This is a genomic window from Marinobacter bryozoorum (genome assembly GCF_023156245.1).
In the GTDB taxonomy this organism is placed as follows: domain Bacteria; phylum Pseudomonadota; class Gammaproteobacteria; order Pseudomonadales; family Oleiphilaceae; genus Marinobacter; species Marinobacter bryozoorum.
In genome coordinates, this window is record NZ_JAKZAH010000008.1 from 101,874 (window position 1) to 116,479 (window position 14,606).

At 59.2% G+C, this 14,606-nt stretch carries 14 protein-coding genes; 7 read left to right on the forward strand and 7 right to left on the reverse strand.

Going from position 1 to position 14,606, the window contains the following annotated elements; genetic code table 11:
- Positions 1-120: 120 nt before the first annotated feature.
- Together MLC59_RS07115 and MLC59_RS07120 are read right to left on the reverse strand one after the other, a co-directional pair.
- Complete coding sequence (locus MLC59_RS07115; protein WP_248232639.1) at positions 121-786, reverse strand: AbiTii domain-containing protein; 666 nt, start codon at positions 784-786, stop codon at positions 121-123.
- Positions 787-1,041: 255 nt separating this feature from the next.
- Positions 1,042-1,803 carry a Crp/Fnr family transcriptional regulator gene (locus MLC59_RS07120; RefSeq protein WP_248232640.1) on the reverse strand — a complete coding sequence of 254 codons (762 nt, stop codon included), beginning with the start codon at positions 1,801-1,803 and terminating at the stop codon, positions 1,042-1,044.
- Between the two features lie 355 nt (positions 1,804-2,158).
- Here MLC59_RS07120 and MLC59_RS07125 point away from each other — a divergent pair, with 355 nt between their 5' ends.
- From MLC59_RS07125 to MLC59_RS07135, 3 genes are all read left to right on the forward strand, one after another.
- Positions 2,159-3,019: a response regulator gene (locus tag MLC59_RS07125; RefSeq protein WP_248232641.1), complete on the forward strand. Its 861-nt coding sequence runs from the start codon at positions 2,159-2,161 to the stop codon at positions 3,017-3,019.
- Between the two features lie 231 nt (positions 3,020-3,250).
- Complete coding sequence (gene thpD / locus MLC59_RS07130; protein WP_248232642.1) at positions 3,251-4,162, forward strand: ectoine hydroxylase; 912 nt, start codon at positions 3,251-3,253, stop codon at positions 4,160-4,162.
- Between the two features lie 83 nt (positions 4,163-4,245).
- Positions 4,246-5,157 carry a diacylglycerol/lipid kinase family protein gene (locus MLC59_RS07135; protein WP_248232643.1) on the forward strand — a complete coding sequence of 304 codons (912 nt, stop codon included), beginning with the start codon at positions 4,246-4,248 and terminating at the stop codon, positions 5,155-5,157.
- Here MLC59_RS07135 and MLC59_RS07140 read toward each other — a convergent pair.
- From MLC59_RS07140 to MLC59_RS07150, 3 genes are all read right to left on the reverse strand, one after another.
- Positions 5,108-5,935: a hypothetical protein gene (locus MLC59_RS07140; RefSeq protein WP_248232644.1), complete on the reverse strand. Its 828-nt coding sequence runs from the start codon at positions 5,933-5,935 to the stop codon at positions 5,108-5,110. The two genes, MLC59_RS07135 and MLC59_RS07140, sit on opposite strands and share 50 nt — an antisense overlap.
- A 440-nt stretch (positions 5,936-6,375) precedes the next feature.
- Positions 6,376-7,692 (reverse strand): IS1380 family transposase, encoded by a 1,317-nt coding sequence (locus tag MLC59_RS07145; RefSeq protein WP_248232645.1) that lies wholly within the window; start codon positions 7,690-7,692, stop codon positions 6,376-6,378.
- Between the two features lie 119 nt (positions 7,693-7,811).
- Positions 7,812-9,029, reverse strand: coding sequence for an acyl-CoA dehydrogenase family protein (locus MLC59_RS07150; RefSeq protein ID WP_248232646.1), 1,218 nt, complete (start codon positions 9,027-9,029; stop codon positions 7,812-7,814).
- A 217-nt stretch (positions 9,030-9,246) separates the two neighbouring features.
- Here MLC59_RS07150 and gabT point away from each other — a divergent pair, with 217 nt between their 5' ends.
- The 4 genes from gabT to mtgA all read left to right on the forward strand — a co-directional run bounded on the left by gabT (position 9,247) and on the right by mtgA (position 13,104).
- Entirely contained in the window at positions 9,247-10,518 is a 1,272-nt protein-coding gene (gene gabT / locus MLC59_RS07155; RefSeq protein ID WP_248232647.1) for a 4-aminobutyrate--2-oxoglutarate transaminase, read from the forward strand.
- A 118-nt stretch (positions 10,519-10,636) separates the two neighbouring features.
- Complete coding sequence (locus MLC59_RS07160; protein WP_248232648.1) at positions 10,637-11,434, forward strand: thioesterase family protein; 798 nt, start codon at positions 10,637-10,639, stop codon at positions 11,432-11,434.
- A 126-nt stretch (positions 11,435-11,560) separates the two neighbouring features.
- A complete protein-coding gene (locus MLC59_RS07165; RefSeq protein WP_248232649.1) occupies positions 11,561-12,421 on the forward strand; it encodes a DUF2059 domain-containing protein in 861 nt (286 codons plus the stop codon).
- The gene (gene mtgA, locus MLC59_RS07170; RefSeq protein WP_248232650.1) at positions 12,418-13,104 is read left to right on the forward strand and encodes a monofunctional biosynthetic peptidoglycan transglycosylase; all 687 of its coding nucleotides are present in this window, start codon (positions 12,418-12,420) and stop codon (positions 13,102-13,104) included. Before MLC59_RS07165 ends, mtgA begins: the two co-directional genes overlap by 4 nt.
- Here the strand turns inward: mtgA and MLC59_RS07175 are convergent.
- Together MLC59_RS07175 and MLC59_RS07180 are read right to left on the reverse strand one after the other, a co-directional pair.
- Positions 13,098-13,592 carry an MgtC/SapB family protein gene (locus MLC59_RS07175; RefSeq protein ID WP_248232651.1) on the reverse strand — a complete coding sequence of 165 codons (495 nt, stop codon included), beginning with the start codon at positions 13,590-13,592 and terminating at the stop codon, positions 13,098-13,100. The genes mtgA and MLC59_RS07175 overlap by 7 nt on opposite strands.
- Positions 13,593-13,797: 205 nt before the next feature.
- Positions 13,798-14,373: an outer membrane beta-barrel protein gene (locus MLC59_RS07180; RefSeq protein ID WP_248232652.1), complete on the reverse strand. Its 576-nt coding sequence runs from the start codon at positions 14,371-14,373 to the stop codon at positions 13,798-13,800.
- Positions 14,374-14,606 lie beyond the last annotated feature (233 nt).

Consider the following 14,606-nt stretch of genomic DNA (forward strand, 5'->3'; position numbering starts at 1 on the left):
AGTACCAGACGTCGACTCAAGATGTATCTCTAGTATACGGTTTAACAGGTTTCGGGGCTGACAACAATTGTTAAACCGTTCTCTTTTTGCCGCTGTTATTACGGATCTGGAAAGGCCAGATCAGCTGGCCCGGCCAAACATGCGCTCAAGGAAGCCTGCCTCCCTTACGGTGGGCACTGGCAGTCTGGTCAGTGACTCCGTCGCCTCCCGCCAGAAGCGGCCAGGTTGATCCAGGCTGGCCACCTGTTCCTTCTCTTCCCGGGTAAAGGAGTTATGGTCGCCGGCCAGGCCGGAATCGATAACCGCCGTTGTCCACAGGTAGAGGGTGCCGCGAATGGTGCGGATGACATCGCAATAGGTGGTACGGCTGACATTGATGGCCAACTCGGCGGTCAGGTTAATTTTCTGCTGCAGGTCCCTCAGCTGCTCCGGGGGCAGGGCGATACGATGCCCGTTGCCTTTTTTGCAGTTCATGCAGGTCTTCTCCAGCTCGGAGACACCTTCGCGCAGATCCAGGTGGCCGAATTGCTCCAGCTGATGCTCGTCCACCGGTGCCGGAATCCAGCCGTACTGGGGGGAGCGTGCCACAATGTGTCCGCTGACATCGTGGCGATATCCCGGCAGTTCGGTCTCTGGGGCATAACCCTCGAACTCACGATGCAGCCAGGCGGCCATGGACCGGTGGCGAAGCATCATTGCGAGGGTGATGGCTGAGGGCATGATATCGGTGAGGGTTTCACCGGCATCGAGAAGGCGTTCCTGAAGATGATCAACAGGTGCAGACATGATCGACGACTCCCATCCCGGATCAGTCAGTGTCCGGTTTTGTTGTTGTTTATGGGTAATACCTGATTTGTGTAGCCGGGCTAGTCATAAACCAGCCCTTGATATAACACTAGACCCGGATGGCTCCGCTGTCTGTTCCAGAAAGTAATGACTGGGTAACAGATTGTACAGTTACTGATCGCCCGAGAGCGCCTTTATACGCAATTCGGGTGTGTCGGGTAACAGGTTGGGGTAAACACCGGATTATTTGTACGGTCAGGCAGGCTGGCTGCTGGCCGGGGCACCGATGTTCTTCAGCAGGCCTTCCACGTCTGCGTCCAGGTACTCAGGGTCAAACCCGGCGACGTCTTTCAGACCGTCCCGGTCGAGCAACGTAATGCCGTCAGGGCCGAGCGCGGTGAGGGATTCCTGTTTGAGTTCATTAAGGGTCCGGTTGGCGTGCACAGTACTCATGCCCAGGGCATCCGCCAGCAATACCTGGGTCAGGGGCAGGTGGTTGCAGTCGTGGACGTCCATGCAGGCCTTGTCCAAACGGTGGGCCATTTCCAGCAGGAAGTGGGCGACTTTCTCACGGGCTGTTCGGCGTCCCAGGTTGATCAGCCGTTCCACCAGGATCGCCTGGTCCCGGGCGGCAATCAGGAAGAACAGGTTACACAGCAACCGTGACGTCGAAAACACATCCGTCAGGCGGTTCTTGGGGAAGGGGCAGAGGGTGGTGTTCGTCACCGTGAGGAGGTTTGAAACCCGGCGGCGAAACGCAAATTCCCGCAGACCGACTATATCCCCGGGTACATACAGGTCCTGTACCTGGCGTGAGCCATCTTCCATATTGCGAAAACTGCAGGCCCAGCCACTACGCACCGTGTAGAAGTGGTCGGACTCCATGCCCTGCTGCCAGATTAGCTGTCCCTTGGAAAAGTCTTTGGGTGTTTTTTCCAGGGAGTCGAGCAGTTCCCGGTCGTCCTGTCCTAGCTCCGCATAGTGCTCGAAATGGCGAATAATGCAGCTGTCCGTCATGGTTGCTCCTTTCGCGTCCTGAGGGTCGGCTTTCTCGCGCCGGTTTCATGATTCTGTAGGCTTTGTCTTTCACTCTCTATTACGAAAGGGTCATAATCCGGAAAGGAAGACAGCGGTCCTGACCGAACATAACCTATGTTATGTCGCAGTATGTTGCAGAGTGTTACATTATGTGAACCAGAATTCATGGTTTGGACAGGTTGTCTTGCCAGAAGAGTGACGTGGAGCCCCGAACAATAAATCCTGTAACGGAAGGCACACACCACTGTCACTCTCCGGTCGAGATGGAATCTCCGGTTTTTTGGGTCGCAAAAGGTATCTTCGCGATGCCTTATGACCACCTTGGAGGACAGCAATGGGAATTGTCCGCAGAAAATCCGAGCTTGAACCAGCCCGCTGGATCGCCTTAGCCGGCGGGCTCAAACGCTTTCTCTCCACTATCCCGCGCTTGCATGAGGCCCGAGGGTTCCGGCTTGTCAGTTACCTGGTCGTGGCGGCAGCAGCGATTGTTCCTGCCCTTGTGTGGAACAGTCTTACTGTGCCCGGAGACAGCTGGCGAGAGCCGGGACTACCGGTTTACGGTCCGTTCGTGCTGATTGGTGGCATTCTGGTGCTGGAGGCGGCCCTGATCCTGTGGATCAAGATGCTGCAGTTCGGTAACGAGCGGGTGCGGCGTCGCCGAGAACGAAAGGCGGCAGCCAACTCCCCGGTCGCGGATATCAGGGTTGATCCCTGGCAGTCCCATAACAGCGAGGCAGACGATGTTACGCCGGAGGCGCAGTCACTGCCACGGGTGCTGGTGGTGGATGATGACCCCATTAACCGGATGATCCTCCGCAAGCAGTTAATCCGGCTGAATGTCGAGCCCGTCAGCGCCGCGGACGGCATGGAAGCCCTGGAAACCGTCCGGGAAGGCCACTGGGACCTGGTGTTGATGGACGGCCAGATGCCGCGACTCGATGGTCCCGAGACAGCCCACGAGATCCGTCTGCGGGAGCTGCTGCCGTCAGACGTGCCTATCGTTGGTATTTCCACCAACGACACCCCCGAGTTTCGGGAACGCTGCCTGAAATCCGGCATGCAGGCCTGTTATCACAAGCCCGTTCGCCGGTTTGTTCTTGAGAAATTGGTAGACGTATATATCCGGCGCCATCAGGCGGAAACACCGGATCATATCGCGGACCGGGCATTAACCTCCGAATCGGCACCGATATAGCGATTGACGCATCCTCCCCTTAGCCGGACCTGTCGGGAAAGCTACCTCCCGATTAAGGTTTGGTTATTAGTGCCCCCGAGCCTCCCCGACACGGTTGGTCATAACCTGTGTTATATCTGCCTCAAAATGCCTTTGTTACGTTTCTTTACATTCCAAAAGCCGTTCCACCCGCGTTATTCGGGGCCTACGGAACACTTCTGACACCCAATAGGGAATGTGGAGAAATTAGAAATGTTACAGAGAACCGATTTTTATCCGACCCGAGATGACTTCGTACCGGATATGTTTCCCCGCCAGGAGCCGGTCGTTCACAGCGCTGGCGCAACACGGGAGCGTGGTCCCCTGGATCGCGAACAGCTGGATCGTTTTGAAAGGGATGGCTTCCTCTGGATGGAAGGCTTCTTTCCGGAGACCGCCGTGTCGCCCTTCCTGGAAGAGTTGCGTGATATGGCCAGCCGCAGGGATATTACGGACCTTGAGCAGGTCGTCATGGACCAGGAGCGGCAGGAGATCCGCTCTGTATTCGCCATGCACGAGCTCTCCGAGGCATTTGATCGCATGACCCGTGACCCCCGCTTGCTGGATATGGTCCGGCAAATCCTGGGTTCCGAGGTTTATATTCACCAGTCCCGAATCAACAGCAAGGCCGGATTCTGCGGTAATGGCTTCGAGTGGCACTCGGATTTCGAGACCTGGCACAGTGAGGACGGCATGCCCGCCATGCGAGCCGTGAGCGCGTCCATCATGCTGACGGAGAACAATGCATTCAATGGACCGCTTATGCTGATTCCCGGCTCGCATAACCAGTTCGTACCCTGCGTGGGGCGGACGCCGGATGAAAACTGGGCCAGTTCACTCAAGCATCAACAGGTGGGCCTGCCGTCCCGGTCAGACATCGAACAACTGGCAGGCACCGACAGTATCCAGGCGCCCACGGGGCCGGCGGGCTCGCTGTTGCTGTTCGAATGCAACACGCTGCACGCGTCCAATCGCAATATGTCGCCGTGGCCCCGGGCCAACCTGTTCTTCGTCTATAACAGCGTGGAGAACCGGTTGGCACAGCCTTTCGCCGGCACGCCGCCGAGGCCCTGGTACCTGGCCGAACGGGAGAACACGCAGCCCTTGATTGACAGTCGCCCTTAACGGATTGTTACCGCCGTTATGGCCGGATGCGTTAACCTGAAGGTTCACCCCGCAGGGGGCGCAACCGGTATCGGAGGACCATAATGACAGACTGGCTGTTGGCAAACCCCCATGCCGGCGACGGCGAGTGCAACGGGGATTTCTGGAAGTCGCACCTGGCCGAGGTCGGGATAACCGACCTGAGGGTCTGTGACCTTGAGGACCAGCGTTGGGTTGATGCCCTGGCCCCGGGTGACCGCCTGCTCGCCGCTGGTGGCGATGGCTCGGTGAATGCGGCCGCGAAAATCTGTCTCGATGCCGGGGCAACCCTGGCGGTACTGCCCTCCGGTACCGCCAACGATTTTTTCCGTAACCTGGGCATCGAGAATATCCCGGATGCCATCTGTGAGGCTGTCGCCGCAGACCGGGCCGAATGGGTCGATATTGCCGAATACGATAACGGCATCTTCCTGAACGTCGCCCATGTCGGTCTGGGTACCATGCCTGCCCGTGACGCCAATGCTGACGGTTCATCCAAGAAACTCTTTGGCCAGGTCAGTTATGCCCTGTCGCTGGTCCGGCGAATTTTTTCCAGGCGGGGATTCCGGGCGGTTATACGTACTGATCAGGCGACGCTTACGGGCCGGTGGCTATCCATCGCCGTGGCCAACGGTGCCTATTTCGGTGGAGGCAGTGAGGTGCCTAACGCCGGTATCACCAACGGTGCGCTGGTGATCGTGGCCATCCGGCCGGCGTCCATACCCGGCCTGCTGGCGGCCTTTGTACTGACGCGCCTTCTGGGCCGTCCGCCCAGGGACAATCGTACGGTGGTTGAAGTGCATAGTCCCTGGTGTCGGATCAGCACCCGTCAGCCAAAAACGGTAACCGTGGATGGCGACGTCGCGGGGCAGACGCCATTCAATGCGTCCTGCCATCCAGGCAAGCTGCGGGTGATCACGGGGGAGTTCAGTAACTCGAGTAAGTCTCCGGACGCCACCGCGCAAGTTGCTCACTGACGGACCGGGGGGCTGCATCGATATCGGTTGCCTGGAACTCTGCAGTCAGTCGATGGTCGCGTAATTCCTGGACCAGCAGGTCGAAATCCTCTTCCAGCTTCGGGCGCAGGTTGGCGCGGGGCTGGTTATCCTTCCGCAGTACCGGCAAGCCCTCCGCCAGCGCCCCGGCCACTTTCAGCAGCTGCACCTCGCGGGCGCCGTGATGCAACCAGGCGGTTTCACGCAACTGTTTCCAGTCGGCAGGTGCACTGTCATGCAGGCGGTAGATAATGCCGGTGTTGGCCAGGGCGTCGACAGGTACCACAAGCACCCTGGCCGCAGGGATCCGCCGCTGGTCAAACAGCGAGCCGCTGCCGAACCTGGGTTTGACTGTGAGCGCAAGCTCCGGGAACGCGAGGTTCAGTAGCTCCATCTGGGCGAGGAAAAACGCCCCGATACCCGGTTCGATGAACAGATGGCCATGCAGGGGATGTTGATCCAGGAAGCGGCTGTCGCCGGTATCCCGGTAGCATTGTCGTCCCAGCATGGGAATCATTTCCCTCACCAGAGCGCTCCGCAGGGCCTGTGGGTGGTCCCTGAGACGCGGACTCAGGTTGATGGCACGAGGGGTGAGGTTGTCGGGGCAGGTGCGCAGCCGCGCCAGGTGCTGGCCGGTGTTGCCATAGCGCACGCAAAAGCCATTATCCGGGCGCAAAGCGTAGTTGAAATAACGCTCATTACACAGTTCAAACAGTGCGCTGGGGTTATGGCAGGCGATGGAATCGGCGCCGAAGGGCATAGCCGGCGTCCTCCGTGTTGAGACTGGCTGCTCCTGAGTATAGTGAAGTGTAGTTAATCTTCAGTGCAGGTGCCGTAACGGGGCGTAACGCTTTGTGTAAGAAGACGTCGGTCGGGTGTCTGCGGGCGGTCCATCAGGACGTGAGCAGGGAACGGATGGAGTGAGGGTAACAGCGCGCCGGGTCTGACAAGTCCCGGCGCGCTGACCTGAAACCTGAATCAGTGACTTCGCTCGCCAATATACCCGTCAAGCCCACCTCTGCGCCAACAAGAGGCGATAACTGGGTGAGATTCTGACTTTGAGGTCAGGAAGCAAAGAGCGGGAGCAACCGATGGTCCGAGATTGGTTGATAAATAACCAGCATGCAGTGTTTAGGCAATAGCGGGCTGTCCCGGCAGAGGATTCCGGGAGGATTGTTTTTTGCCAGTGGTTGAGTTGGCCTATCCGGCGGAAGCAAGGCCCCGATAAAGATCTCGGTAAACCGCAAAGCCTGGACAGTGCCGACCAAATCTCAGGATCCACTGCCGGCCGCTGTGTACCAGGCGGCAGGCCATAGTCATGATTTCCTGCATCACGGTTCTCAGGCGGCGACGCTTGGCCGGGTGGCGAACCGGTGCATCCGGGCCGGTCAGTCGCAGACCCATCCAGCGCAACACGTTGTAACCCATCGTCGCGAAGGCCATGACCAGGTTGTTGGTGTCGAATTTCCCGGACGGAAGTCGTTCCAGGTCCAGGTCGGTCTTGAACTCGCTGTGGAACTGCTCACTGGTGGCGTGATCGCTGTACAGCGCCATGATGTGTTGCTCGTCGGCTACTTCGGCCGGCAACGAGGTCACCCAGCCTTCGAGGCTGACTTCCGGTTCGAGATACAGCTGGCCCTCGGCATCGCAGGTACGAACGGTGACCTTCACGATGCGGCGCAGACCGGGCTCGTCCGGAATCGTTTCTGACAGAACCGCTTCCATTTTGCCGTCGCGCTCCAGTGACCAGGCTTTCCGGGCCTGGGCCTTGTCTGCCCAGACGAGCGGATCTTCTTTACGAGGGTTCCACTTGATCAGGAAGTCGATCTGGTCCTGCTCGCGCAGGAAATCGCGATTGGCACGGGCATCGTGTGCGCTGTCCAGGCGCAACAAAATGGGCTTATCCGTCAGTGATCGAGCCCGGGGTAACACCCGTTTGAGGGTATCGAGAAATCCCTTGTTGGCGTGCTGGCTGCCAGGGCGCAGCTCGCAACCCAGGCACCAGCCTTCCTGCCCCAGGTAGGCGGCCAGCGGTGCATAACCGTCGTAGCCCTTGTAGGTGTAGCTGACACCCTCCTTATGAGTCTGGCTGTTGTCCATGGGAAAGACATCCATATCCAGCGCAACGTGGCCCATCGCCAGAGGTGACACCGGAGCTTCGACGGACTGAAGAAACTCGACGCTGGCATCGTCCAGCAGGGGGGTCAGGCCTTGAGCGTCTTCATCAAATCGCTGGCGCAACCGGGCCGACGATGGCGATTGCTTGATGCCCAGCGCAGACTTGAAAAATGGGTCCGTTCGAACCGGCTCGGCCGCCTCGAAGTCACTTTTGCCCAGCGTGATCAGGCCAAGATAGGTCCGGATCAGTTCAATGTTCGGAATACCGTGCCGCTTGACGACGGTGCGGGCGGTTTTGGTGAGCGATGTATGCCGGTTCAGCCAATGACCGACCAGGGCCAGCCCGCCGTTGGGTGTATAGACTTCGGTTCGGGATTGCTGGAGAGTAAAGGTACGCATGAGCCGAAAGCACTAACTGGGTGAATGGATGTCAGATGCTATTATATCGCTCTAAGCCTTGTTATTGCAGGCTTTGGGCGTGAGTTCAGCTCGTTGAAGTCACGGATTCAGGTGAAAGGTTACAGGTAAGCTTTCAGCACTTCCTTGGCAATGGCGTTACGGTGAACCTCGTCGGGGCCGTCGGCAGTGCGCAGGTGACGGGCGTACACCCACATGTCCGCCAGCGGGAAGTCCTCGGTGTAGCCGCCGGCACCGTGGGCCTGGATAGCCCAGTCGATGACCCTCAGGGCCATGGCCGGCGCGGCCACCTTGATCATGGCGATCTGCTGCTTGGCGACCTTGTTGCCCACCAGGTCCATCATCTGGGCGGCCTGCAGTACCATCAGGCGGGTCTGGTCGATGTCGATCCGGCAGTCGGCAATGCGTTCACGCCAGACGCCCTGGTCGGACAGTTTCTTGTGGAAGGCCTGGCGTGATACCAGCCGCTGACACATGATTTCAAAGGCGCGCTCAGCCTGGCCGATCACCCGCATGCAGTGGTGAATCCGGCCCGGCCCCAGGCGGCCCTGGGCGATCTCGAATCCACGGCCCTCGCCCAGGATCAGGTTGCTGGCCGGCACCCGCACGTTTTCGAACAGGATCTCCGGATGGCCCTTGGGAGCATGGTAATAACCATACACCGGCATGTCCCGGACAATGGTAACCCCGGGAGTGTCTTTCGGCACGATGATCATCGACTGCTGCTTGTGGCGGTCGGCGTTATCCGGATCCGACTTGCCCATCACGATGAAGAACTTGGTTTCTTCGCCACAGCCACCGGTAATAAACCACTTGCGACCATTAACAACGTACTCGTCACCGTCGCGCTGGATACGGGTTTCGATATTGGTAGCGTCGCTGGAGGCTACGGCAGGCTCGGTCATGGCAAAGGATGAGCGGATCTTGCCGTCCAGCAGTGGCTGCAGCCAGGTGGCTTTCTGCTCCTCGCTGCCGTAGCGGGCCAGTACTTCCATATTGCCGGTGTCCGGTGCGGCGCAGTTGAACACTTCAGACGACCAGAGCACGCGGCCCATGATCTCCGCCAGCGGGGCGTACTCGAGGTTGGTCAGGCCGGGGCCGTACTCCTCTTCTGGCAGGAACAGGTTCCACAGGCCCTGGGCCCGAGCCTTTTCCTTGAGCTCATCGACGATGGGCACCCTGGCGTAAGCCCGTCCCCGTTCGTTGTTCTCTTCTTTTTGCTGCTGGTAAAGCGCTTCGTTGGGGTAGATGTGCTCATCCATAAAGTCGGTTAACTGTTTGCGCAGCGACTCGACCTTGGCGGAATACTGAAAATCCATAGATGCCTCCAGGCAGTGGACGTGGGTTGTGTATGTGTAGGAGCCACTATGAAACCGGGCGTCGAATCAATCAACTGAATTGTTCTGATAGCTCTGCATTAGTTATATTTATTTTTCGGGAGAGGTGAAGGTTTTCCCCGCGCGAGGGTGGCAAGTTGGGCCTTTATTCAACCATACTGAGAGTACATCAACCCCCTGAACAGACCCGAGGCAAAGCATGACTAACGAAGAACTGCAAAAGCTGAAAGAACGGTACGTGGCCGCCGGTGCTGCCAGCCCGAACGAACAGTTTGCGGATCACGCCCGCAATGCCGAGCTGTGGGATGCCAACGGTAAACGGATGATCGACTTTGCCGGCGGTATTGGCGTCCTTAATATTGGCCACCGTCACCCGAAAGTGGTTGAAGCGGTCAAGGCCCAGCTGGAAAAGTTGATGCACACCTGCCAGACGGTCATGCCCTATGAAGGGTATGTTCGCGTGGCCGAAAAGCTAAGCCAGGTGGTGCCGGTGCGCGGCCACGCCAAGGTAATGCTGGCCAACTCCGGCGCCGAGGCCCTGGAAAACGCCGTCAAGGTAGCCCGGGCAGCAACCGGTAAGACCAACGTGATCTGCTTCGATGGTGGCTATCATGGCCGTACCTTTATGACCATGGCAATGAACGGCAAGGTAAACCCCTACGCGACGGACTTCGGCCCCATGCCTGGCATGGTTTTCCGGGCACCGTTCCCTGTGCCTTACCATGGCGTATCCGAGGATGAGGCCATTCGTGGCCTGAAAATGACTCTGAAAACCGATGCCAACCCGAAAGACACCGCGGCGATCGTCCTTGAGCCGGTGCTGGGTGAGGGTGGCTTCTATCCTGCCCCGACGAGCTTCCTGAAGAAAGTCCGTGAGATCTGTGACGAGCACGGCATACTGATGATCGTTGACGAGGTGCAGAGCGGCTTTGGCCGAACCGGCAAGCTGTTTGCCATTGAGCATAGTGGCGTCGAGCCGGATATCATGACCATGGCCAAGAGCATGGCTGATGGCATGCCCATCTCTGCCATTGTCGGCACCGACAAGGTGATGGATGCGTCCGGCCCCAATTCCCTCGGTGGTACCTACACCGGCAGCCCCACTGCCTGCGCCGCAGCCCTGGCGGTGATGGAAGTTTTCGAGGAAGAGGACATTCTCGGCAAGAGCCAGGCGCTCGGCGATAAGCTGGGCAAGCGGTTTGCCCAATGGCAGGAGAAGTTCGGCCATGTGGACAATGTGCGTAACCTGGGAGCCATGGCCGCTATCGAGCTGGTGACCGACAAACAGGGCTGCGAACCCCGCGCCGACCTGGCGGCCAAGGTTACGGCCTACGCCAAGGAGCATGGCCTGATCCTGCTCAGCTGTGGCATGTACGGCAACACTATCCGCTTCCTGATGCCGGTTACCATCGAAGATGAGGTGCTGGAAGAAGGCCTTCAGATCGTTGAGGATGCGCTGGCGAGTCTCTGAGTCAGCTACCAGCCGTTTCCGGGAAGGGGTGCCTGCGGGCGCCCCTTCCTTGCGTTTGGGCCCCGCCGGACGCAGTGGTATAAAGAAGTAACTATCGACACAGACTGAGTATTACAACATGAGTGAAACAGCTGCGGATTCCGTGTTTATTCGCGACGGTGACCTGTTTGTTCCGTCTGAACTGGGTCGCGGCCCCTGGAGCCCTGACGCCCTCCATGGTGGCGCGCCTGCTGCCCTTTTGGCCGGCTATGCCGAGCAAATGGTGGGTGATCCCGAGCTGCTGCTCGCCCGTCTGACCATGGAGCTGGTGCGTCCGGTGCCACTGGCGCCACTGGAAGTCACTGCAACCATGGGTCAGGGCCGCTCGGTACGACGTGTGGAACTGACCCTGTCTCACGGCGATACCGTAGTCGCCCGAGCGATCGCGCTTTTCCTGAAGGGGGAAGACCAGGGTATCGAGCCAAGATTGGAAGGCCACCCATTGTCCGGGCCGGAGCGTTGTCACGAACCCTTCCTGGTACCGGGTATGGAGCAGGTTACCTCATTTCACTATACGGCCATGGAGGTCCGGATCGCCCACGGACAGACCGTGGGACCGGGGCCCGCAGCGGCCTGGTTCCGCCTGAAATATCCGGTGGTCGCTGGCGAAACCGTGTCGTCGGCCATGCGCGCCGTGGCCGCGTCGGATTTCGGCAACGGACTGAGCTGGATCCTGCCAATCGAGGAATACACGTTTGTTAACACGGACCTGACGGTGTATCTGAACCGTCATCCACGGAGCGAGTGGGTGGCGCTGGACAGCCGGATGACGGTAGAACCCAATGGCATTGGCCTGGTACGCTCGGATGTCTACGATGAGCAGGGGCTGATCGGTGTGGCGCAGCAAAACCTGTTCGTGAGGGCACGGCAGGGCTGAATTCGCGACATGCCTGCTACCTTTCCCAATCCTGTCCAAACCGTCACTGAAACCGACGCGTTCGGCCTTGTCCGGTTGCCGGGCGCGTGGCATAAACGGGGCTGACTCTTCTGGCAGGACAGGTATATGCAAACTTCAGTTGGACCCATTCACGTTTTTAACGTTACACGCGCACTCAGGGCCTGCATGGTGCTAGTGGTATTGGTCGCTGCCATCGGCAGCCCCGCAGCGTCGGCTTCCTCAGAGGCCGAGGCAGTGGTCCGTCTCTCACCGCTTGGTACGATTGCGGAACAATCCCGTACCATGATCCGGGCCGGTATCCGCGACGGCCTGGCTGCCACCGGGCAGGTCGATCCGCTAGTGGCTGAAACCATCGCAGGTTTTGGTGCCAGCGCCTTTGACAGCCGCCGTATCCAGGCGCGGCTGGTTCGTGACCTGGAGGCTGACCTTGCCGGCACGGAGCTGCAGGCTGTAAACGACTGGTACGAATCGGACCTGGGACAGCGCCTGTCCCGGGCCGAGTCCGATGCCGCCTTGCCGGCAGCCTGGGAATCCATGTCTTCCGAGGCCGCGGCCCTTCGCAAGCAGTACGACGGTAGCCATCGCCATGAGCTCTACAACCGTTATGACCAGGCGTTGGATGCCAGTGAACGTGCCGTTGAAACCGCGATGGCCGTCCAGCTTCAGCTGGCCGAGGCGCTGGCGGCCCTCAGTGCCGGCGATACAACGCAGTCAGTGCAGGCCCAGGTTCGCGCCAACCGCCCGATGATCGAGCAGCAAATCGGCGAACAGGTTTACCTGGCGTACCTTTATACGTACCAGTCTTTCTCTGACCGGGAGCTGGAGCAGTACCTGGCTTTCCTTGAATCTCCGGCCGGGCAGGCGTTTACAGAGAGCGCCAGCCGATCCATTCATGCCGCTGTGATGGAGCCGGTTTCGGCCGTGGGTACCCAACTTGTCAGGCTGCTGGGACCCGGGGGCGAATGACGCTGCTGAAGACGGTTTTACGGTGGGGGGTATGGCTGCTGACAGCCTGCCTCCTGCTTGCTGTACTGACCATTTTCCTGTTCCGCTACGTCAACCCGCCGACCACAGCCTTTATCCTCGCCTGGCAGATTGACAACCAGACCGGCGTCGAGCAGCACTGGGTGCCGCTGGAGAATATCTCACCCTGGATGCCCCTGGCGGTGATTGCCAGTGAGGATCAGCGATTCCTGACCCATTGGGGGCTTGACCTGGATGCTATCGCCACGGCGGTAACCGCCTTCCAGGAAGGGGAGGGCTTGCGGGGCGCCAGCACCATAACCCAGCAGACCGCCAAGAACCTGTTCCTCTGGAGTGGGCGAAGTTTCGTCCGGAAGGGACTTGAGGCGGCGTTTGCGGTCGGGATCGACGGGCTCTGGCCGAAGCGGCGTATTATGGAGGTTTACCTGAACGTGGCCGAGTTCGGCCCGGGTATTTACGGTATCGAGGCGGCCAGCCAGGCCCACTTCGGGATCGGGGCATCGCAACTGAGTCCTGAGCAGGCCGCCAGGCTTGCGGCGGTGCTACCCAATCCCCGTGTCTATAACGCCGCCGCCCCGTCTGACTATGTCTGGCAGCGGGTTTCCTGGATTCGCGGCCAGATGGGGCAGCTTGGCGGCACCAAACTGGTTCAGCCGCTTTACTGAGACCGGTCGTTACCGGCAGAGGCTTGCGGGCTGCCCTGATCGTCGAGCACTTCCTTCTCGAAATGCCCCAGCACCGCAATGGTGATCAGTGCAAAGGCCGAAAGCAGCCCGGCCAGGGGCAGGTTGCCTATACCGCTGGCTACCCCGACCGCCCCGGCAATCCAGATACTGGCGCCGGTGGTTATTCCCTGAACGCTGCCCCGGGCCTGGATGATGCAGCCGGCCCCGAGGAAACCAATACCGCCAATTACGCCTTCCACAATACGGGTTGGGTCGATACGCGCGGACGGATCCCCGGTTGCCGTGGCAAACAGGATATGCATGCCCACCATGACAAACGCGGCGGCGCCCATGGCAACCAGCATATGGGAGCGAAGTCCCGCAGGCTTTCCCCGCAATTCCCGTTCGAGTCCAAGCAGGAAACCGAAACCGGTGGCTACCGACAGGCGGAGCAGCATGTCCATAAACGGCAGTTCTGATGAATCCATTGCTGGGGCTCCCAAGCAACAACAGAAAAACGGGTCCGCGACACACAGGCACGCGGACCCGAAAACCTGAGTCAATCATAGTCGCTCCGCAGCAAGGTCGCACCCCGGTGCGCTGTCATCCAGGCACGCCGGGTGCAGCGGGCGGCGTCATTGCCCCACCCGCCGCGGAGTACAGGCACCCGGCATCCTGCCAGGTGTGGGCAGATCAGAAAGTGTAGCGCAGGCCGACGCGGGCGGTATCAAACTCCGGACCATCATTGGTGACCTGGCCATTGAAGTCGTCTTCGTCGATGTCCACGTTGTAGCGGTTGTACTCGGCGAACGCTGTCAGCGAGTGCGTCATCATGAAGTCCACACCGGCACCGACGAACGGGCTGACCTCATCGTAGGTCTCGTCTTCGTCAAAGGCACTGACATCCATGTCGGATGCGAAGGCACCCACCTTGCCGTAGATGCCGAAGGCGTCAGTCAGAGGCAGCCGACCCTTGGCTGACAGGGCCAGGCCCTTGAGATCCGAGCGCACTTCGTCGTCACCAAACTTGCCAAAATCGATGTAATCGGCTTCGAGGGCGAAGAACGGGTTGAACTGGTAACCGGCGGATACGCCATACAGGTCCCGGTCGTCGTCAAATTCACCACCATGGGCCTTGTAACCACCGTAACTGCCACTGATAAAGAAGCCGGAATTATCCCGCTCGCTGCTCTGTGCCATGGCTACAGGGGTAGCGACGGCAGCGGCGGTAAAGAGCGTAAGACATGCAACACTGGACTTGATGCGCATAACACAGACCTCCTGGGTCATCTGTTGAATTCTTGCTTCCTTTGCGTGTCGGTGTGCTCGACATCACATTATCCAGCCTAAATAAAAATCGGTAGCATCCAAGTTAAAACCTGAATACGCTTTGGTAATGCAGGATTAATATTTAAGGCTCTCTTTCATTTCGTGTGGAATCGGTCGCCAGCTAACGCCTTTTTGAGCCATACTCCCTGATATCTTCTGACCTCCAGCGAACA